Here is a 19,468-nt window from a genome sequence, read left to right as displayed (position 1 = left end):
CATCAGTGGCCGAGCCCGTACACGACCGACCGAACCAGCGCGAGGACCGGAATGATCTCGAGCCGACCGATCCACATGTTGAACAGGAACATCGTCTCCGCAACCGGGTGCATGTCCGGTCCGGCGATGCCGGTCGAGAGTCCGACGTTCCCCTGTGCGCTCGCGACCTCGAAGAGGGCGTCCGCGTATCCGAACTCCGGCCCGGCGAGGTTGACCAGTACCACGCTCCCCGCCACGAGGAAGAGGATCCAGAGCAGGCTCACGATGGCGGCCTCGCCGAACTCGCGTTCCATCTCGCCGCGGTCGAGCACGCGGCCGTCGATACGGGCGACCGCGACCGCGCTACTCGGGAGGAAGGCGCGCGAAAACTGCCAGATTGCTCCCCGTCCGATGGTGTAAGCGCGGACGATCTTGATCCCGCCCACGGTGCTCCCGGCCGCGCCACCGATAACCATCGACGCGCTCGTGATCAGCTTTGCCCCATCGCCCCACTCGCCGATGGGTGCCGACTGGAAGCCCGTACAGGAGAGCGCGCTCACGAGCTGGAACGTAGAGTCTCGGAGCGCGTCCGTTTGAGCGCCCGTCAGCCCGAGCGCCGCCCAGTCTCCGTCGAAGGCGGCCGGGAGCGCGTTCGCGGTCAGGACGTTCTGAACGCCCAGCAGGACGACACCGACCGCCAGCAGGATGAACAGCCACCGCGTCTGGAGGTCGCCGTACAGCTCCCCGAGATCGTGGTCGGAGAGGACGGCGTAGTGGACCGGAAACGCGATGGCGCCGAGGACCATGACCGGTAGCAGCACTCCCTCCACGAGTGGGGAGTCGTACGTCGCGATCGAGTTGTCGGTGACGCTGAACCCGCCGGTCGTAAGCCCGGTCATCCCGTGGTTCAACGCCTGCCACGCGGTTTCCGCCAGCGAAAGCGTGGTCCCGTAACTGCTCGTTCGGATAGCGACGAACAGCAGCACGGCGGCCAGCAGCGTGTAGCCCACGACGATCTTCCAGACGGTCCGGACCGTCGAGACTACGCTCGGATGGATCCGCTCTGAGCGCGCCTCGCTTCGGTAGAGGGCGTAGCTCCCGCTGCCGGGACGCGCGAGGATCGCCACCGTCAGCACGATGACGCCCACGCCGCCGACCCACTGGATGAACGAGCGCCACCACTGGACTGCACGCGGGAGCGACGGTTCGTGTCGAGCCATGGTGAGCCCGCTACCCGTCCAACCGCTCATGCTCTCGAAGAGCGCGTGGAGGGGGTTCGCGAAGACACCGAGGCTGGACGCGTCGTAGGCCGCACCCGCGGGCACGTACGTCGCCATCACCGATGCCGGGACGAGGTGCGCCGACAGGAAGAACGGGAGCGCACCGAAACACGCGGTCGCGAACCAGCCGCCCGCCGCGATGACCATCCCGTGTTTCATCTTCGGTTCCGGTGCGGCCGCGAACCGCCGTCTGGCCGCGGCGCCTGCTACGACGGTGATGCCCGCGGACAGAAGGAACGCGGCGCCGACGTACCACTCGCCGAAGACGGCCGCGAGAGACGCGGAGACGACCATCAGCGTCGACTGCAAGCCGACGAGCGACCCGATGTCCCGGACGATGGTCGCGTAGTCGGAGGGCAGTCCCCCGACGCGTTTTCCGGCCGTCATTTGTCGGGACGTCCGAACAGCCCGTCGACGTTCTCCGGGACGCCGGACGCGGAGTAAATCGTCAGCAGGTCCTCGGGCTCGATACGGGTGTTCCCGCGAGGGGTAATCGGCGGCTCCCCGTCATCGCGCTCGACCGCAACCACGAGCATCTCGTCACCGAGGTGGCCCGCTTCCGCGGCCTCGGCCAACGTGAGTCCGGCCACCTCCCCGTTCGGGAACACCTCCACCTCGAAGACCTCCGCCGTCTCGCCGATGTGCATGTGATCGACGATGGAGGGTCGTCGGGCAGACCGATAGAGGTGTTCGGCGATCAGTCGCTGAGGGTTCTTCATCGTGTTGACCCCGATCCGCTCGAACAGCGCCATGTGTTCTGGGTCATGGACGACCGAGACGACCGTCGGTACGTCCAACTCGCGGGCGAGCAGACACACCATCACGTTCGTGGCGTCGTGGTCGGTCGTCGAGACGAGGCTGTCAGCCCGACCGGCCTCGGCCTCCTCGAGCGTCTCCTTCGTAGTCGCGTCCGCGTTGAGGACGAGACAGTCGAAGTCCATCGCGGCCTCGTTCGCGCGCTCCGGATCGCTCTCGATGACCACGACTTCGTTCCCGTCTCGTGTGGCCATCTCGATGAGCGGCCGACCGATGTCGCCGGCACCGACGATCACGACGTACATGGTCCGCACTGTAACAGGAATTCGGATAAGCGTCCCGATCGGTTGAGGGCGCTCTCGCTCGGCTCACTGGCCGCCGGTCCCGCCGGCACACGGTCAGTGGCGCTTGATGTGGTACGCATAGCCCCACACGAACGCCAGCACCGCGATGGCCGCGACGTACAGCGCCGTCGCGGTCAGGCCGGCGTCGAGCGTCACGATCGGATGCGCGCTCACGACGGTCGCGGCGGACTCGATCATCGCCTCCACGTCCCTGGTCGTGACGAGCGTCTCGATGAGTCGGGAGAGCACGGGCCCGACCAGCAGCACGACGACCGCCGCCATCGCGTGCGAGAGGCCAGTCTGCGTCGGCATACGTAGTACCTGCGCGGGGGCGGCAAAAATCTTTATTCGGACGACAGGTTCGCCGTCGCGGCGGGGCGTCGCCGCCGGCGACGGGGATCGAGGCGTTTCGGCCGCGCCGCTATCGCCGGACGCGAGTCGCCGCGAGCGCGCTCCCGAGGACGGCGACGAGCGCGGCGACCGCGCCGAAGCCGGGCGCGGAGTCGCCGGACGTGTCGCCCTCGGTGGTCCCGGGCGCCTCAGTCGTCGCGGGAGCCTCCGTCGCGTCCGCCGTCTCCTCGTCGTCGACCTCGCCCTCGGCCTCCACCGAGACCTCGGAGCGTTCCACGTACGTCGAGTTGTCGTAGATGTCCCCGTGGACCTGCCGGGTCATGTCGTGGATCGTGTTGACCACGCTGGCGGGCGCGGGCTGGTTGAGCCAGTGGACCTCCAGGTAGACCGCGTTGCCCTCCTCGCCCGCGGTCGTGCTGGCGTACGGCTCCTCGTCGAGCGCGGAGTCGCCGCGGCTGTTGACGACGATCCACTCGGGGTCGAGTTCGAGGACGACCTCGTCGGAGATCTGCGGGTAGCCGTCCGCGACCGTCGCGGCGGTGTTGTTCGTCCCCGCGAGCGTGAACGTCGCGTTGATGAACGTGTCGCCGCCGGCCACGAAGCCGCTGCCGAGCGGGTAGAGCACGCGCGGCCGGTCGGCGTCGGCGGTGACGTTCGAGACCGCGTCGACGTTCGCGTTCATCCACGCGTTCGTCTCGGCGGCGCCCTCGCAGTTGCCGGTCAGCTTCCCGATGGTGGTCGTCTTCTGGGCGATGTCGTCGGTGGTTTTCGCCTCCGGGAAGTGGTAGACGGTCAGGCCGGCGTCGCGCAGCGCCTGGACCTGCCCGGCGGAGGCGTTCGGCGCCAGCACGAGGTCCGGCTCCGTGCCGGCGACCTTCTCGACGTCGACGCCGCGCTCGGCGGAGACGTCGGTCTTCTCGTCGGCGCCGTCGAGGTACATCGCGTACTGGGTCACGCCGACGACCTGCGACTCGCCGCCGATCTCCCACATCGTCTGGGCCGCCGAGGGGTTCGTCGTCGTCACGCGCTCGGGCGGTTCTTCCAGGGTTATCTCCTCGCCGGTCGCGTCCGTCATCGTGACCGGGAACTCGCACGTCTCGTAGGTCGCGTCGGGCTGGGCCGCCGCGGGCGCCGCGAATCCGCCGAGCGCGGCGGTCGCGACGAGCAGCGCCGTCACCAGCACCAGTCTGTCACGCATCGTCTATCAAACGCGGATAGTCCAATAAGTATTTATCTAACGCAAGCCGGGTTGTGAACGAGATGCGCACCCTGACGCGGACCGCGGGCTGGTCGGCCGCGCTCTGCTGTCTGCTGGCGGTCGTCGTCACCGCCAGCGCCGCGCTCGGGCCCGTTCGCGTGCCGCCGGTCGAGGTGGCGAAGGTGCTGTTGAACGGGGTCGCGGTGCCCGCGAGCGTCGAGTTCGGCGTTCGCGGCGCGATCGGCCCCCTCCTGGTCCCGAGCGTCGACGTGGGCTTCGCACCCGTGTTCACCTACCCGGTCGAGGACCTCCACCGACAGATCGTGGTGAACATCCGGCTGCCGCGGATCCTGCTCGGAGCCGTCGTCGGTTTCGGGCTCGCGGCGGCCGGCACCGTGATGCAGGGGTTCTTCCGGAACCCGATGGCGGACCCGTCGATCATCGGCGTCTCCTCGGGCGCCGCGACGGGCGCGGTCGCGTTCCTCGTGTTCCCGGCGACGATCCCGTTCGGCTTCGGCCTGCAGGGCGCGGCGTTCTCGGGCGCGCTGCTGGCGGCGTTCGGCGTCTACGCCATCGCCACGCGGAACGGCCACACGCCCGTCGCCACCCTGCTCCTGGCCGGCGTCGCGGTCCAGACGTTCCTCGGCGCGGTCATCTCCTACCTCCAGTTGCAGGCGGAGAACAACCTCCGCGAGGTCGTCGCGTGGCTGATGGGCCACCTGGGCAACGCCTCGTGGGACGAGGTCCGGGTGACGGTCGTCGCCGTCCCGCTGCTGTTTCTGGTCCTGCTGGCGTACGCTCGCGACCTGAACGTCCTGCTGCTCGGCGAGGAGGAGGCCCGCGGGCTCGGCATCGCGGTCGAGCGCACCAAGTTCGTCCTGCTGTCGGTCTCGGCGCTGATCACCGCCGCGGGCGTGGCGGTGACCGGCGTCATCGGCTTCGTGGGCCTGATCATCCCGCACATGCTCCGGCTCGTGGTCGGCCCGGACCACCGGATACTGCTCCCGACCGCCGCGCTCGCGGGCGCCTCGTTCCTCGTCGCGGCGGACACCGTCGCGAGGCTCGGCGCCGCGGAACTCCCCGTCGGCGTGGTCACGGCCGCGGTCGGCGCGCCCTTCTTCCTGTTCCTGCTGCGTCGCCGGGAGGTGCACGAGCTGTGAGCCGGACGGACGGGGAGGTCGGCCCCTCCGGCACCGACCACTCCGGCTCCGGTACCGACCACTCCGACGCCGACCGCTCCGTGGCGTCTCCAGTCATCGGCGCCGAGGGCCTGACCGTCTCGCTCGGCGGCGTCGAGGTGCTGTCGGGCGTCGACCTCGAAGTCCGACCCGGGGAACTCGTCGGCCTCGTGGGGCCGAACGGCGCCGGCAAGACGACGCTCTTGCGCGCGCTCCGCGGGTCGCTCGACCTCGACGCGGGGACCGCCTCCGTGGGCGGCGATACGGTCGCGGGCCTCCCGGCGAAGGAGATCGCGCGGCGCGTCGCCTCCGTGCCGCAGGACGCGACGCCCTCCTTCGAGTTCACCGTCGAGCAGGTGGTGGAGATGGGCCGGACCCCGCACCGCTCCCGCTTCTCGGGACCGGACGCGACTGACGCCGCGGCCGTCGAGGAGGCGATGGACCGCACCGCAGTCGCACAGTTCGCGGACCGTCCGGTGACCGCGGTGTCGGGGGGCGAGCGCCAGCGCGTCCTCCTCGCGCGGGCGCTCGCGCAGTCGACTCCCGCGCTCCTGCTGGACGAGCCGACCGCGGGCCTCGACGTGAACCACGCCGTCCGCACGCTCGAACTCGTCTCGGAACTGGTCGCCGAGGGGAAGGCGGCGCTGGCGGCGATCCACGACCTCGACCTGGCGGCGCGCTACTGCGACCGGATCGTCGTGTTGTCCGACGGGGCGGTGCTCGCGGCCGGGCCTCCCGAGGAGGTGTTGACCCGAGGATCGATCCGCGAGGCGTTCGACGCGCGGGCGGCGGTCACCGAGGACGCGACCACGGGCGCGCCGCGCGTGACCCCCCTCCCGGACCTCCGCGAGGGCGCGCCGACCGCTCGGGTTCACGTCGTCGGCACCGGCACGCGGGCGGCGACCGTTCTGGGACGGCTCGCGGCGGCCGGCCACGCCGTGAGCCTCGGCGTCGCGCCGAGCGGCGACGCGGCCGCGGCGACCGCACGCGAGGTCGGGGCGGAGCCGGTCCTCGTCCCGGCGTTCGCGGGCGTGAACGACGACGCGCGCGAGGCGGCCGCGGAGCGGGCCGAGGGGGCGGACGCGGTCGTCGTCGTCGGTGAACCGGCTGCCGGGAACCGGGCGGTCGCGGAGACGGTTCCCCCCGCCCGTCGAGTGCTGGTCGACTGCGGCTCCCTCGACGGTGCGGCGGTCGGCGACGGGGACGTGGTGGAAACGGTCGGCGAGGTCGTCGCCGACGCGGACGAGAACCCGGTCGGCGGATTCCGGTTCGGCTAGTCGTCACTCTCGGCCGTCAGGCCCACCCTCCCGTCGAGGCCGATCGCCGGTGATCCGCGAAGCGTCACGCTTTATCCCCGCGGCCGCGGATGCCCGACGATGAGTGTCCCCTGCCTCGCCGTCTCCCGCGAGCGCGGCGAGACCGTCCGGAGCCGCCTCGCCGAGGCGGACGCGCTCGACGGCGACCACGAGATCACCGTCGAGGGCGACACGATCTACATCCCCGTCACGGACCCGGCGGCGGTGCCCGCGGACCTGGCCGGGGAGGTCGTCGAGCGCGAACCGGCGGCTCGGGAGTCCCCGGAGTCGCCCGCGGACATCCTCGGCTACGAGCCCTCCATCGAGCGCCTCGGCGACGTGGTGATCCTCGACGAGGACGACCCCGAGCGCGCCGCGGAGATCGCCGAGGCGGTGATGGCCTCGCACGTCCCCTGCGAGACGGTCGTCAACCGTGCGTCGCCGATCGAGGGGGAGTTGCGCGTCCGGCAGTGGGAGGTGCTGGCCGGAAACGGCACCGAGACGGTCCACCGCGAGTACGGCCACGAGTTCCTGCTCGACATCGCGGAGGTGTACTTCTCGCCGCGGCTCGCCACGGAGCGCCACCGCGTGACCGAGCAGGTCGACGCCGGCGAGCACGCGTTCGACATGTTCGCGGGCGTCGGCCCCTACGCGGTGCCGATGGCCGCGAAGGGCGCCGAGGTCGTCGCCTGCGACCTCAACGAGCGCGCGGTCGCGTACCTGCGGGAGAACGCCGAGCGCAACGGCGTCGCGGACCGGCTCACCGCGATTCAGGGGGACGTACGCGAGGTCGCCGACGAGTGGGCCGGCTGGGCGGACCGGCTGGTGATGAACCTCCCTCACTCCGCGGACGAGTTTCTGGACGCGGCCGTGACGCTCGCGGGCGATACGTGCGTGATCCACTACTACGACATCCAGCACGAGGACGACCCCTTCAGGCCGGGCGCGCGCGCCATCCGGGAGGCGGTCGCGGACGCGGGCGGCGAGTACGACGTGACCGTCGAGACCGAGCACGTCGTCCGGTCGTACGCGCCACACGAACTGAACGTCTGTCTGGACGTACGGCTGGAGAAGTAGAGCGATGTAGCGGTCGAGGGAAGCGATGGCGCCGGCCTGTTCCGTTTCAAAAAGTGCGCTGCCGTGATCGTCACCAGCAGCCGGAAGCCCTCGACCGCTCGTGCGGTCGCGGCGACGGGGGACAGCCGGTGCGTTGTCGCCGGATCGCTCGGACGAATCGGCGTGCGTCACCCTGACGCAGTGGCCCGATTCCGGAACCCTTATTTCCTTCATCGGGGTACGTGGAGGTACGTCGCGCCGGAGTAGCTCAGCTGGCAGAGCGATTCCTTCGTAAGGAATAGGTCGAGGGTTCAAATCCCTCCTCCGGCTTTCTCACGGAACGCCGCCGACCGCCGCCAGCCGTCCCGTTTCTCAGTCGTCTTCGTCGGGCTCGAACCCCAGCTCGCGCATCCGCTCGGCGACGCGTCGCTCCGTCTCCTCGGAGTACTCGCGCCGTGCGTCGCTCTCGACGTTGACGTACTTCAGCCGTCGCACCCGGTTGACGAGGTCGTCGGAGAGGTCGTAGTCATCCAGGTCGACCGCGAACAGCCCGAGGTCCTCGAGCAGCCGCTTCTGGACGCGGTCGGCCTCGGCGCCGGACGCCGCCCGACCCTCGGCGTCCAGCATCCCGATCACCTTCTCCTCGTCCAGCTGCTCGATCAGCCGGTCCATGCTCTTGGCGTCGGTCGCGTGCGGGCGGTCGTCCATGCCCCGATCATTGTTCTTTGCTCACATATGTGTTCGGACGGCACGGACACGTCCGGCGCGCTTCTCGGCCAGCGCCCCGTCACCCCCGAGAACGATGCCTCGATGGACGCCCGCGTCTCGGTTCCTCGATCCGACAGGACCGTCCTCTCGCACGGTTGGCGACCTCGTCCGACTCCTCCCGCTACCGCAACGCCAGCATCTTTTGCGCTGGCCCGCACCGTTTCCGTATGGACCTCGACGCGCTGTACGACCGCTTCGACGAGCGCGACTGGGAGACCCCCGCCGAGGGGACGCTCCGGGTCGCGATGGTCGGTCTCGGCGGCTGGACGCGGAACCACGCGATCCCGGCGGTCGCGGCCGGCGACTACTGCGAGACGACGGTGCTGGTCTCGGGCCACGCCGACAAGGCGGAATCGGTCGCCGCGGAGCTCCCGGGCGAGCCGGAGACGCTGGACTACGAGGCGTTCCACGCGGGCGCCGCCAGCGAGGCGTACGACGCGGCCTACGTCGCGACGCCGAACGCGCTTCACCTGCCGCACGTCCGCGCGGCCGCGGACCTGGGCAAGCACGTCCTCTGTGAGAAACCGCTCGAGGCGAGCGCGGAGCGCGCCCGCGCGCTGGTCGACGCCTGCGAGGAGGCCGGCGTGACGCTGATGACCGCCTATCGCCTCACCGCGGACCCCGCGGTTCGGTTCGCGCGGGAGCTCGTCCGCGAGGGCTACGTCGGCGAACCGGGACTCGTCCGCGGCCACATGACGCAGCCGGTGCTGGACCACGGCGACGCCGACCAGTGGCGGCTCGACCCCGACCTCGCGGGCCGCGGCACCTCGGTCACGGACCTGGGGATCTACCCCCTCAGCACCGCGCGGTTCGTGCTCGACGCCGACCCGGTTCGCGTCTCGGCGGCGATGTCCAGCGAGCACTCGGCGTTCGCGGACGTGCCCGACGAGCGCGCGAGCTTCCGGCTGGAGTTCCCCGACGGCCTCGTGGCCGACTGCGCGGCCAGCCAGAACCTCCAGCGGTCCGGGAGCTTCAGGATCGTCGGAACCGAGGGGGAGATCCGGTTCGATCCCGCGTTCTACGGCGACCCCCGACGCACCCTCGCGCTGCAGCGCGGGTCGACGAGTACGGAGTTCGCCTTCGACGCGGTCGACCAGATGCGCGCGGAGTTCGACTACTTCGGCAACCGCGTGCTGGCCGGCCGCGAACCGGAGGCCGACGGCGCCTTCGGCGCGGCCGACGTGGCCACCATCGAGGCGGTCTACGACGCGGCGAAGCGAGACGCACCGGTGGAGCTGTGAGGGAGCTCCCGAGACCGGGAGTCGGTGACACGCCTTCGGAGGGTTTACGTCCCACACGCCGGATTTTCCGGTAATGACCGAGGACGACCAGGAGCTCGGGATCACCGAGTCCAAGTCGCACAACACCGGTGAGTGGTACGCGGAGGTCGTACAGAAGGCGGGCCTCGCGAACTACGGTCCCGAGGGGATGAGCGGATTCATCGTCACGCGCCCCCGCGGCTACGCGCTGTGGGAGGCGGTCCAGGGCTTCCTCGACGCGAAGTTCAAGGAGACCGACGTACAGAACGCCTACTTCCCCATGTTCATCCCCGAGTCCTACCTCGAGCGCGAGAAGGACATCGTCGAGGGGTTCGACCCCGAGGTGGCGTGGGTGACCCAGGGCGGTCACGAGGAGCTGGAGGAGCGACTCGCGGTCCGGCCCACTTCCGAGTCCATCATCGCGCCCTACATGGCCCAGTGGATCCGGAGCCACCGCGACCTTCCCCTGCGCGTGAACCAGTGGTGCTCGGTCGTGCGCTGGGAGGCCACGGAGACGAAGCCGTTCTTCCGCACGAAGGAGTTCCTCTGGCAGGAGGGCCACACCGCCCACGAGAGCCACGAGGAGGCGTGGGAGGAGACGATGACGCGGCTCGACCAGTACGAGTCCGTCTACGAGGACCTGCTCGCCATCCCCGTGCTGCGCGGCCAGAAGCCCGACCACGACAAGTTCCCCGGCGCCCACACCACGACCACGGTCGAGGCGCTGATGCCCGACGGGAAGTCCGTGCAGGGCGGCACCTCCCACCACCTCGGGCAGTCGTTCGCGGAGGCGTTCGACATCACCTACTCGGACGAGGACGAGGAGGAACGCGTCGCGCACACCACCTCGTGGGGGCTCTCGTGGCGCTGTCTCGGCGCGCTGATCATGACCCACTCCGACGAGCAGGGGCTGGTGCTCCCGCCCACCGTCGCGCCCACGCAGGTCGTGATCGTCCCCATCTGGCAGGCCGACACGAAGGAGGACGTGCTCGAGTACGCCGAGGGCGTCGCGGACGACCTCGCGGACGCGGGCGTCAGCGTCGAACTCGACGACCGCGACGAGCGCAATCCCGGCTTCAAGTTCAACGAGCACGAGCTCAACGGCGTCCCCCTCCGGATCGAGATCGGTCCCCACGAGGTCGAGGACGGGGAGCTCACGCTGGTCCACCGCCCCGACGGCGAGAGCGCGGTCGAGGACCGCGAGGACGTGGCCGACACCGTGCGGTCCCACTTCGACGAGATCTACGGGAAGCTGTACGCGGCCGCCGAGGAGAACCTCGACGGCGAGGTGCGCGAGGCCGACGACCGCGCCTCCATCCTCGGCACGCTCGGCCAGCACGGCGGCTACGTGAAGACGCCGTGGTGCGGCGACGAGGCCTGCGAGGAGGAGATCAAAGACCAGATCGCCGCCGAGATCGTGATGGTCCCCTTCGAGGACGAGGACGACCTCGTCGACGCCGACCACGAGGAGACCTGCGGCGTCTGCGGCGAGGCGGCCGAGCGGACGGCCTACTTCGCGAAGTCCTACTGACTCGCGGAGTTGGTCCGTCACGCTGCGACCGAAACCGAACGGTTGATCACACGGATCTCCCAATATCTCTCCCGATCGGGTTTACAGTATAAACCTAAATGGCAAAATATCTGGAGAGTAGGCCGCTCCCATCTCCGTAAATGCCTTCGATATCCAAAAATACACGTCATCGATGGCCGACCGTCTACCCATGTGCATCAATGCCAGTCCCTGAAGAATAATGACCTAATATTCCCTAATGGGTGGGTAAGGCACCCTACCCATATCAGGGTTAGTCCTTTAACTCGAACTGCGTTTTGGTAGTGTATGACCAAGCCACACAGTAACACCCTCGAACCGGACGCGTCCGGGTCGGCGGGTCGCGACGCGGAGGCGAGCGGAGACGGGCTCGCGTCGCCGGACGACGACCGATCGAACTGCGGCGTCGGCGGGGTCGTCGACCTCGCGGGCGAGCCGAGCCACGACACCGTCGCCGACGCGGTCTCACTGCTGGAGAACCTCCAGCACCGCGGGACGACGGGAGCGGAACCGAACACCGGCGACGGCGCCGGGATCATGGTCGAGCGCCCGGACGGCTTCTTCGAGTCCGTCGTCGACGCCGACCTGCCCGACGAGTACGCGGTCGGCTCGCTGTTCATGCCCGAGGAGCCGGCCGCGGAGGCGGCGCTTCACGAGGTCGTCGCGGAGACGTTCGCCGAGTACGGGCTCGAGGTGCTCGCGTGGCGCGAGGTGCCCACCGACGCCGACGGCGCGGACCTCGGGGCGACCGCGCTCGACTCCGAGCCGAACGTCGTGCAGGTGTTCGTCGCGCCCGCCGCCGACGCGGACCTCGACGCGCGCTTCACCGACCCCGAGGCGGACGACACGGACGCGAACCCCCACCTCGGCTTCGACCGCGCGCTCTACGTCGCCCGGAAGGCCGTCGAGTCGGCCGCCGCGGACGTGGATGGCGGCGGCCGCTTCTACGTCTGCTCGCTCGACCGCCGCCGCGTCGTCTACAAGGGCCTGCTGAAGGGCGACCAGCTGGCCGCCTACTTCCCCGACCTCTCCGACGAGCGGTTCGCGAGCCGGGTCGCGCTGGTCCACGCCCGCTTCTCGACGAACACGCTCGGCGCGTGGCACCTCGCGCACCCGTACAGAAACATCGTCCACAACGGCGAGTTCAACACGATCCAGGGCAACATCAACTGGATGCGCGCCCGGGAGACGGACGTCTCCCACCCAGGCTTCGGCGCGGACCTGGAGACGGTCAAGCCGGTCATCGACGACCCGAACCAGTCCGACACCGCCAGCGTCGACAACGCGGTCGAGCTCCTGCTCCAGACCGGCCGGGACCTCCCGCACGCGCTCCGGATGCTGATCCCGGAGGCGTTCCGCGGCGACGACCTGATGAGCGAGGAGCGCGCCGACTGGTACGACTACCACGCCTCGCTGGTCGAGCCGTGGGACGGCCCGGCGCTCGTGATCGGCTTCGACGGCGACCGCGTCGCGGGCGTCCTCGACCGGAACGGGCTGCGCCCGTGCCGCTACGAGGTGACGAGCGACGACCGCCTCATCGTCGGCTCGGAGGTGGGTGCGATCCCGACCGACCCCGGCGAGGTCGAGTCCCGCGGCCGCCTCCAGCCCGGCGAGATCTTCGTCGCGGACTTAGAGAGCGGTCGGGTCGTCCCCGACGACGAGGTCTTTGACGACCTCACCGACGAGAAGTACGGCGAGTGGGTCGACGAGGAACAGGCCGCCCTTGAGGAGGTCGCGGCCGAGACGGGCGACGCCGCGGCGGACGCGGACGACGCCGATCCGGCCGAGCCCACCGTCGAGGAGGTGCGCGCCCACCAGGCCGCGTTCGGCTACACGACCGACTCGCTGAACCACCTCGTCGAGCCGATGGCCGAACAGGGGAAGGACCCGGTCGGCTCGATGGGCGACGACACGCCCCTCTCGGTGCTGACGGAGGTCGACCGCCCGCTGTTCACCTACTTCAAACAGCTGTTCGCGCAGGTGTCGAACCCGCCCATCGACTACATCCGCGAGGAACTCGTCACCTCGCTGGAGTCGCGGCTCGGCTTCCAGCGCAACCTGCTGGACGAGTCGGCCGACCACGCCCGCCAGATCGTCTGCGACTCCCCGGTCCTCACCGAGGCGGAGACGGCCTCGCTGAAGGCGCTCGGCGACGACCCCGACGACGCCTTCGAGAGCGCTGTCGTGGACGCCACCTTCGACCCCGACGCGGACCTGGCGGACGCGGTGGCCCGCCTGCGCGACGACGCGGCCGCGGCCATCGAGGCCGGCGCGGACGTGGTCGTCGTCTCCGACCGCGCGGTCGGCCCGGACCGGCTCGCCATCCCGAGCCTGCTGGCGACCGGGGCGGTCCACCACCACCTCGTTCGCAACGGGCTCCGCAACCACGCCGGCCTCGTCGTCGAGTCGGGCGAACCCCACGAGGTCCACCACCTCGCCACGCTGGTCGGGTACGGCGCCGGCGCGGTGACGCCGTACCTCGCGTACGACTCCATCCGCGACACGGTCGCGGGGCCGGACGGCGCGGACGCCGACGAGGCCCTCGCGGCGTACAGAAAGGCGCTGGAGGACGGCCTGCTGAAGACGATGGCGAAGATGGGCATCTCCACGGTGGAGTCGTACCAGGGCGCCCAGATCTTCGAGGCGGTCGGGCTCGACTCCGAGTTCGTCGGCGAGTACTTCGAGGGGACGGAGATCAGGACCGAGGGGATCGGCGTCGACGAGATCGAGGGCGACCTCCGCGCCCGCCACGCGATGGCGTTCGGCGCTGACCCTCAGCTGGAGACCACCGGCGAGTACGAGCACCGCTCCTCGGGCGTGAAACACGGCTGGAACCCGCAGACGGTCGGCACGCTCCAGCAGGCGGTCCGCGCGGGCGACTACGAGCAGTACGAGGAGTTCGCCGACCTGGTCAACGACCAGTCCGAGAGCCTCCAGACGCTGCGCGGCCTGCTCGAGTTCGACTCCGACCGCGACCCGGTTCCGGTCGAGGAGGTGGAGCCGGTCGAGGAGATCGTGGAGCGCTTCTCGACGGCCGCGATGAGCCTCGGGAGCCTCTCGCCGGAGGCCCACGAGAACAACTCCATCGCGATGAACCGCCTCGGCGCCAAGTCCAACACCGGCGAGGGCGGCGAGCCGCCGGAGCGGTTCGACACCGAGCGCGAGTGTAACGTCAAGCAGGTCGCCTCCGGGCGCTTCGGCGTCACCGCGGAGTACCTCGCGAGCGCCGACGAGCTACAGATCAAGATGGCGCAGGGCTCCAAGCCCGGCGAGGGGGGCCACCTCCCCGGCGAGAAGGTCAACGAGATGATCGCGCACGTCAGGTGTTCGACGCCCGGCGTGGGGCTCATCTCGCCGCCGCCCCAGCACGACATCTACTCCATCGAGGACCTCAAGCAGCTGATCTACGACCTGAAGGCGGCCAACCCCGAAGCGGACGTGAACGTCAAGCTCGTCTCGGAGGCCGGCATCGGCACCATCGCCGCGGGCGTGGCGAAGGCGAACGCGGACGTGGTCCACGTCTCCGGCCACTCCGGCGGCACCGGCGCGTCGCCGAAGACCTCGATCAAGAACGCGGGGCTGCCGTGGGAGCTCGGCCTCGCGGAGGCGAACCAGATGCTGCGGGCGACCGGCCTGCGCGACCGCATCCGGGTCACCGCGGACGGCGGGCTCAAGACCGGCCGCGACGTGGCCGTCGCCGCCCTCCTCGGCGCTGAGGAGTACGTCTTCGGCACCGCGTCGCTGGTCACCTCCGGCTGCGTGATGGCCCGGCAGTGTCACGAGAACACCTGTCCGGTCGGCGTCGCCACCCAGCGCGAGGACCTGCGCAAGCGGTTCCCGGGCGAGCCGGAGCACGTCATCAACTACATGACGTTCATCGCGCAGGAGCTGCGCGAGATAATGGCCGAACTCGGCTACACCGACCTCGAGGAGTTCATCGGCCGGCCCGACCTGCTGACCCAGCGCGAGACCGACCACGAGAAGGCGAGCCACCTCGACCTGTCGGCGGTCATCGCCGACCCCGCGGGCGACGTGCGCACGAAGATCCGCGAGCAGCGCCACGAGGAGGTCGCGACCGCGCTCGACTGGGACCTCATCGACGCCGCCGAGCCGGCGCTCGCGGAGGGCAAGCCGGTGACGGTCTCCGAGGACGTGACGAACGTCGACCGCGCGGTCGGCGCGACGCTCTCGAACCGCGTCGCCTCCGAGTACGGCGGCGAGGGACTCCCGGACGACACGATCACCTGCGACCTCGACGGCTACGCGGGCCAGAGCTTCGGCGCGTTCCTCGCGCGCGGCGTCACGATGGACCTCACCGGCGCCGCCAACGACTACGTCGGCAAGGGGCTCTCGGGCGGGAAGGTGGTGATCCGGACGCCCGCGGACGCCGGCTACGACCCCGCCGACAACGTCGTCGCGGGCAACGTCTGCCTGTACGGCGCGACCGCCGGCGAGACCTACGTCAACGGCGTCGCTGGCGAGCGCTTCGCGGTCCGCAACTCCGGCGTGAAGGCGGTCGTCGAGGGCGTCGGCGACCACGGCTGCGAGTACATGACCGGCGGCGTCGTCGCGGTGCTGGGCGAGTTCGGCCGCAACTTCGCGGCCGGGATGTCCGGCGGCGTGGCGTACGTCCACGACCCCGACGGCGAACTCGCCGAGAAGGCCAACACCGGGATGGTGACGCTCTCCGACGACCTCTCCGAGCGCGACGAGGCGATGCTCCGGCGGCTGGTGGAGAATCACGCCGCCTACACCGACAGCGCCCGCGCGCGGGAACTGCTCGACGACTGGGCGAACGCGGTCGAGGCGTTCACGCGCGTCCTCCCCGACGCCTACGCGGACGTCATCGCGGAGGGCGTCGGCGACGACGTGCGCGAGGACCTCCCCGACGCGGCCGAGGCGGGCGCCAACGTCCACGGCGACGCCGGCGCGGTTTCGGGCGACGACTGAGCGTCGAGGCCGCGCCTGACGGGGTTTTTGTCGATGACGTCAAGCAGCACGAGCGTCCCGCTTATCGGTTCCAGGCCGCCTCGTCGGGGTCGATCAGGCGCTCCTCGGCGTCGATCCCGTCGATAGCCGCGAGGTCCTCGTCCGGGAGGTCGACCTCGAGCGCGGCGTAGTTCTCGTCGACGTGGTCGCCGGTCCCCTTCGGGATCGGGACGACGCCGCGGGCCAGCGCCCACGCGAGCGCGGCCTGCGCGGGCGAGCAGTCGTTGCGCTCGGCGACCGCGGTCAGCGTCGGGTCGTCGAGGACCTCCCCGCGGCCGAGCGGCGAGTAGCCGACGAGGTAGTGGCCGTCGTCGTGTGCGAGCTGCCGCAGCTCGTCCTGCCGGAACCGCGGGTGACACTCCACCTGATGGGCCGCGATGGGCGCATCGAGGATCCCCGCCGCCTCCTCCAGCAGGTCGGAGGTGAAGTTGGAGACGCCGACGTGACGGGTTACGCCCGCCTCGCGGAGGTCGTCGAACGCCGGCAGCGTCGCCGCCGCGTCGTACGCGCTCGTCGGCCAGTGGACGTACAGCAGGTCGACGTAGTCGAGGCCGAGTCGGTCGAGGCTCTCGCGGGCGGTCTCTCGGACGTCCTCGGGCGCGAGGTTATCGGGGTGGACCTTCGTCGCCACGACCACGTCCTCGCGCGAGACGTCGGCGTCGGGGTCGTCGAACGCGCGCGCCAGCCCCTCGCCGACGGCCGCCTCGTTGTCGTACATCTGCGCGGTGTCGACGTGTCTGTAGCCGCGCTCGAGCGCGCGGCGGACGGTCGCGGCGCACTCCTCGGGGTCGTCGTTGCCGGAGGTGCCGAGACCGAGCGTCAGGTCGAGGTCGGTGTCGCTCATGGCCCTCCGTTCGGCCGGGGGGCGCATAAGCGGCGGTGCTGCGGAAAGCGAGGCGGGCACCCGCGTCGCGCTCGCGGAGCCCCACCGCTCCCCGACGAAGCCGTCGCGCTCGCGGAGCCCCACCGCTCCCCGGCGAAGCCGGCGCCTCGCGCGGAACGCCTTTTGTCCCGGAGCGAGAGAGGTCGACGTGGTGACACGGACGTGAGCGACCGGTGGCTGTACGCGTGGGGGGCGGGCTACGCCGCGGTCGGGGCCGCGTCGCTCCTCCTCCCGCTGTACGCGGTCTCGCTCGGCGCGGGCGCGGCGGTGGTGGGAGCGATGGCCGCCACCGCCGCCTTCGCGGGCGTGCCCGGCGCGCTGCTGTGGGGACGCCTCGCGGCCCGAACCGGGCGTCGGCGGCCGTTCGTCCTCGTCGCGCTCGGGGCGCTCGCGGGCGTGCTGGCGCTGGTCCCGTTCGCGAGCACGCCGCTCGGCCTGCTCGTCGGCAACGCGGCGATGTGGTTCGTCGTCTCCGCGGCCGCGCCGGTCCTGAACCTGATCGTCGTGGAGGGCCGGCAGGTCGCCGAGTGGGACGCGCGGATCGCCCGACTCAACGCGGTACAGGGCTACGGCTGGGTCGCGGGGCTTGTGCTCGGAACCGTCTGGACCGCGACGGTCCCGCGCGCGCTCGGCGCGGTGGCCGCACAGGAACTGTTGTGCTTCCTGCTCGCGGTCGTCGCGACGGGCGCGCTGGCGGCGGCCGCGCGCTGGTACCCCGAGCCCGCGACCACGAGCGCCGCGCGGTTCCGACGCGTCTTCGCACGCCTCGACCGGGACGGCTGGGGCGCCGGTCGGTACATCAGGTCGGTCCCCTACGGGCCGACGCGCCTCTACTGGGTGCTGACGGGGTATCTCGGCCGTGCCCGCCGAGCGCGTCGCCGTCCCGACCGCGAAGGAGGGGCGGCGGACGCGACCGCGGGTGACCCCGAGCGGTCCGCCCGGGACCGCTTTTCGGGCCCCCTGACCGCCTACCTCGCGGCGGCGACGCTGTTCTCGGTCGGCTTCGCGGTGTTCTGGGGACCGATGCCGGCGTACCTCGCGGAGGCCGGCTACGCGACCGGCGTCGTCTTCGGCCTGTTCCTCGCCGCGAACGTCGGGTCCGCGGTCTGTTACACGCCGGTCGGCCGCCTCGCGGCCCGACGTGGCCCCGCCGTGGTCCAGAACGTGGCGCTCGCGGGCCGCGCGGCGCTGTTCCCGGCGGTCGCCGCGCTCGGAACGGTGCTGCCCGCGGTCTCGCTCCCCGCGACCGCCGCACTCGGCGGGCTGTTCCTGGCCATCGGTGTGACGTGGGCGATGATCGCGGTCACGGCGACCGGGCTCGTGACGCGGCTCGCGAACGAGGCCCTCCGGGGGGACGCTCTGGGCGCCTACTCCGCGCTCGCCGGCGTCGGGACCGGCCTCGGGAGCGCGCTCGGCGGCCTGCTCGCGGGCGTCGCGGGCTACGCGGTCGCGTTCTGGGCGGCGGGCGGGGTCGTCCTCGTCGCGCTGGCGGTGCTCCTCCGGGCCGAGCGCTCCGCGTCCGAAACCGCCCCGACCGCGTGACCGCCGGCCCACCGTCGACCGGGCCGCCGCTCACTCCGGAACGATCCGGGTTCCGGAGTCGCCGTCGAGCGCCTCCGCGAGCCGGTCCGGCGCGGCGATCAGCGCCTCGCCGCCGGTCTCCCCGGCGAACGTCGCGCAGGCGTCGATCTTCGGTCCCATGCTCCCCGCGGGGAACTGGTCGTCCGCGGCGTGTTCGCGGACCTCCGCGGGCGTCGCCTCCGCCAGCCGTCGCTGGTCCGGCGTCCCGTAGTCCAGATACGCCGCGTCCACGTCCGTCAGGAACAGGAGCGTGTCCGCGCCGACCGCCTCCGCCACGAGCCGCGACGTGCGGTCCTTGTCGACCACCGCGGCGACGCCGTCGTACGCGCCGGCGTCCGGCGCGGTTCCGCCGTCATCGCTGTCACCGCCGTCACCGCCGTCACCGCCGTCGGCGGGGACGACCGGGACCCCCCCGCCGCCGCCGCAGATGACCGGCCCGCCGTCGTCGTCGGCCAGCCGACGGATCCGGTCGGCCTCCAGCAGTTCCTCTGGCTCCGGCGAGGGGACGACCCGCCGGTGGGCGGTGGCGCCGCCGGCCGCGTCGTCCCGGCCGTCCGCGGAGCCGGACGAGCGATGGACCGCCGTCGTCTCGAACGGCTTCGCGGCCGCCTCCTCGGCCGAGTAGTAGGGGCCGACCGGCTTCTGTGGGTTCTCGAACGCCGAGTCGTCCGGGTCGACTCGGACGCGGGTCACGACGGCGGTCGGCCGGCCGCCGAGCGCGTCGCCGAACTCCCCGGCCAGCAGGTAGCCGACCTGCGCCTGCGTCTCCGCGACGAGCACGTCAAGCGGCTCCGGGTCGCCCTCGGCCGCCTCTTCGGCGAGCAGGCGGTGGCCGACCTGCGGTCCGTTCCCGTGAGTCAGCGTCAGGTCGTGGCCGCGCTCGACGAGCGGTGCGAGCGCGTCGCGCGTCTCGCGGATCCGGGCGCGCTGGTCGGCGACGGTCCCCTCGCCGCTCTCGAGGATGGCGTTGCCGCCGAGCGCGACGACGGTGTCCGACATGTG

General features: G+C 71.2%; 14 protein-coding genes and 1 tRNA gene. 8 read left to right on the top strand and 7 right to left on the bottom strand.

Annotated features, from left to right (window positions below; all coding sequences use genetic code 11):
• Window positions 1-2 precede the first annotated feature (2 nt).
• From ACQE3L_RS01500 to ACQE3L_RS01485, 4 genes are all read right to left on the bottom strand, one after another.
• Window positions 3-1,646 carry a TrkH family potassium uptake protein gene (locus ACQE3L_RS01500; protein ID WP_426962031.1) on the bottom strand — a complete coding sequence of 548 codons (1,644 nt, stop codon included), beginning with the start codon at window positions 1,644-1,646 and terminating at the stop codon, window positions 3-5.
• Window positions 1,643-2,320, bottom strand: coding sequence for a potassium channel family protein (locus tag ACQE3L_RS01495; protein WP_426962030.1), 678 nt, complete (start codon window positions 2,318-2,320; stop codon window positions 1,643-1,645). Before ACQE3L_RS01495 ends, ACQE3L_RS01500 begins: the two co-directional genes overlap by 4 nt.
• 93 nt (window positions 2,321-2,413) lie before the next feature.
• The gene (locus tag ACQE3L_RS01490; RefSeq protein WP_058365887.1) at window positions 2,414-2,671 is read right to left on the bottom strand and encodes a hypothetical protein; all 258 of its coding nucleotides are present in this window, start codon (window positions 2,669-2,671) and stop codon (window positions 2,414-2,416) included.
• Between the two features lie 109 nt (window positions 2,672-2,780).
• Window positions 2,781-3,908: a PGF-CTERM-anchored ABC transporter substrate-binding protein gene (locus ACQE3L_RS01485; RefSeq protein WP_426962029.1), complete on the bottom strand. Its 1,128-nt coding sequence runs from the start codon at window positions 3,906-3,908 to the stop codon at window positions 2,781-2,783.
• Between the two features lie 62 nt (window positions 3,909-3,970).
• Between ACQE3L_RS01485 and btuC the strand changes: the two genes are divergently transcribed.
• From btuC to ACQE3L_RS01465, 4 genes are all read left to right on the top strand, one after another.
• A complete protein-coding gene (btuC, locus tag ACQE3L_RS01480) occupies window positions 3,971-5,068 on the top strand; it encodes a vitamin B12 ABC transporter permease BtuC (RefSeq protein ID WP_426962028.1) in 1,098 nt (365 codons plus the stop codon).
• Entirely contained in the window at window positions 5,065-6,363 is a 1,299-nt protein-coding gene (locus tag ACQE3L_RS01475; RefSeq protein ID WP_426962027.1) for an ATP-binding cassette domain-containing protein, read from the top strand. The genes btuC and ACQE3L_RS01475 overlap by 4 nt, the downstream gene beginning before the upstream one ends.
• A 99-nt stretch (window positions 6,364-6,462) precedes the next feature.
• Entirely contained in the window at window positions 6,463-7,458 is a 996-nt protein-coding gene (locus ACQE3L_RS01470) for a class I SAM-dependent methyltransferase (protein ID WP_426962026.1), read from the top strand.
• Between the two features lie 236 nt (window positions 7,459-7,694).
• Window positions 7,695-7,767, top strand: a tRNA-Thr gene (locus ACQE3L_RS01465).
• A 42-nt stretch (window positions 7,768-7,809) separates the two neighbouring features.
• Here ACQE3L_RS01465 and ACQE3L_RS01460 read toward each other — a convergent pair.
• Window positions 7,810-8,145, bottom strand: coding sequence for a hypothetical protein (locus tag ACQE3L_RS01460; RefSeq protein ID WP_426962025.1), 336 nt, complete (start codon window positions 8,143-8,145; stop codon window positions 7,810-7,812).
• A gap of 227 nt (window positions 8,146-8,372) precedes the next feature.
• On the opposite strand from ACQE3L_RS01460, the gene gfo6 reads away from it, so the two are divergent.
• From gfo6 to gltB, 3 genes are all read left to right on the top strand, one after another.
• On the top strand, window positions 8,373-9,446 hold the full coding sequence (gene gfo6, locus ACQE3L_RS01455; RefSeq protein WP_426962024.1) for a D-xylose 1-dehydrogenase Gfo6: 1,074 nt from the start codon (window positions 8,373-8,375) through the stop codon (window positions 9,444-9,446).
• A gap of 73 nt (window positions 9,447-9,519) precedes the next feature.
• Window positions 9,520-10,995 (top strand): proline--tRNA ligase, encoded by a 1,476-nt coding sequence (gene proS / locus ACQE3L_RS01450; RefSeq protein ID WP_426962023.1) that lies wholly within the window; start codon window positions 9,520-9,522, stop codon window positions 10,993-10,995.
• A gap of 306 nt (window positions 10,996-11,301) precedes the next feature.
• Window positions 11,302-15,963, top strand: a complete 4,662-nt coding sequence (gltB, locus tag ACQE3L_RS01445) for a glutamate synthase large subunit (RefSeq protein WP_426962022.1) — start codon at window positions 11,302-11,304, stop codon at window positions 15,961-15,963.
• A gap of 61 nt (window positions 15,964-16,024) precedes the next feature.
• Here the strand turns inward: gltB and ACQE3L_RS01440 are convergent, their stop codons facing one another.
• On the bottom strand, window positions 16,025-16,846 hold the full coding sequence (locus ACQE3L_RS01440) for an aldo/keto reductase (RefSeq protein WP_426962021.1): 822 nt from the start codon (window positions 16,844-16,846) through the stop codon (window positions 16,025-16,027).
• A 201-nt stretch (window positions 16,847-17,047) separates the two neighbouring features.
• On the opposite strand from ACQE3L_RS01440, the gene ACQE3L_RS01435 reads away from it, so the two are divergent.
• Window positions 17,048-18,427, top strand: a complete 1,380-nt coding sequence (locus tag ACQE3L_RS01435) for an MFS transporter (RefSeq protein WP_426962020.1) — start codon at window positions 17,048-17,050, stop codon at window positions 18,425-18,427.
• A gap of 30 nt (window positions 18,428-18,457) precedes the next feature.
• Here ACQE3L_RS01435 and ACQE3L_RS01430 read toward each other — a convergent pair whose 3' ends face one another.
• Window positions 18,458-19,465: an amino acid kinase family protein gene (locus tag ACQE3L_RS01430; protein WP_426962019.1), complete on the bottom strand. Its 1,008-nt coding sequence runs from the start codon at window positions 19,463-19,465 to the stop codon at window positions 18,458-18,460.
• Between the last annotated feature and the right edge of the window lie 3 nt (window positions 19,466-19,468).

The sequence above is a fragment of the Haloparvum alkalitolerans genome (genome assembly GCF_050122995.1).
Lineage (GTDB): Archaea > Halobacteriota > Halobacteria > Halobacteriales > Haloferacaceae > Haloparvum > Haloparvum alkalitolerans.
Note: the sequence above shows the minus strand (reverse complement) of the source record. Positions and strands in the feature narration are given on the sequence as shown.

Bases quoted from the DNA above. Each gene is read 5' to 3' on its own strand.
- ACQE3L_RS01500 (WP_426962031.1), bottom strand. From the start codon at position 1,646: ATGACGGCCGGAAAACGCGTCGGGGGACTGCCCTCCGACTACGCGACC.
- ACQE3L_RS01495 (WP_426962030.1), bottom strand. From the start codon at position 2,320: ATGTACGTCGTGATCGTCGGTGCCGGCGACATCGGTCGGCCGCTCATC.
- ACQE3L_RS01490 (WP_058365887.1), bottom strand. From the start codon at position 2,671: ATGCCGACGCAGACTGGCCTCTCGCACGCGATGGCGGCGGTCGTCGTG.
- ACQE3L_RS01485 (WP_426962029.1), bottom strand. From the start codon at position 3,908: ATGCGTGACAGACTGGTGCTGGTGACGGCGCTGCTCGTCGCGACCGCC.
- btuC (WP_426962028.1), top strand. From the start codon at position 3,971: ATGCGCACCCTGACGCGGACCGCGGGCTGGTCGGCCGCGCTCTGCTGT.
- ACQE3L_RS01470 (WP_426962026.1), top strand. From the start codon at position 6,463: ATGAGTGTCCCCTGCCTCGCCGTCTCCCGCGAGCGCGGCGAGACCGTC.
- ACQE3L_RS01460 (WP_426962025.1), bottom strand. From the start codon at position 8,145: ATGGACGACCGCCCGCACGCGACCGACGCCAAGAGCATGGACCGGCTG.
- gfo6 (WP_426962024.1), top strand. From the start codon at position 8,373: ATGGACCTCGACGCGCTGTACGACCGCTTCGACGAGCGCGACTGGGAG.
- proS (WP_426962023.1), top strand. From the start codon at position 9,520: ATGACCGAGGACGACCAGGAGCTCGGGATCACCGAGTCCAAGTCGCAC.
- gltB (WP_426962022.1), top strand. From the start codon at position 11,302: ATGACCAAGCCACACAGTAACACCCTCGAACCGGACGCGTCCGGGTCG.
- ACQE3L_RS01440 (WP_426962021.1), bottom strand. From the start codon at position 16,846: ATGAGCGACACCGACCTCGACCTGACGCTCGGTCTCGGCACCTCCGGC.
- ACQE3L_RS01430 (WP_426962019.1), bottom strand. From the start codon at position 19,465: ATGTCGGACACCGTCGTCGCGCTCGGCGGCAACGCCATCCTCGAGAGC.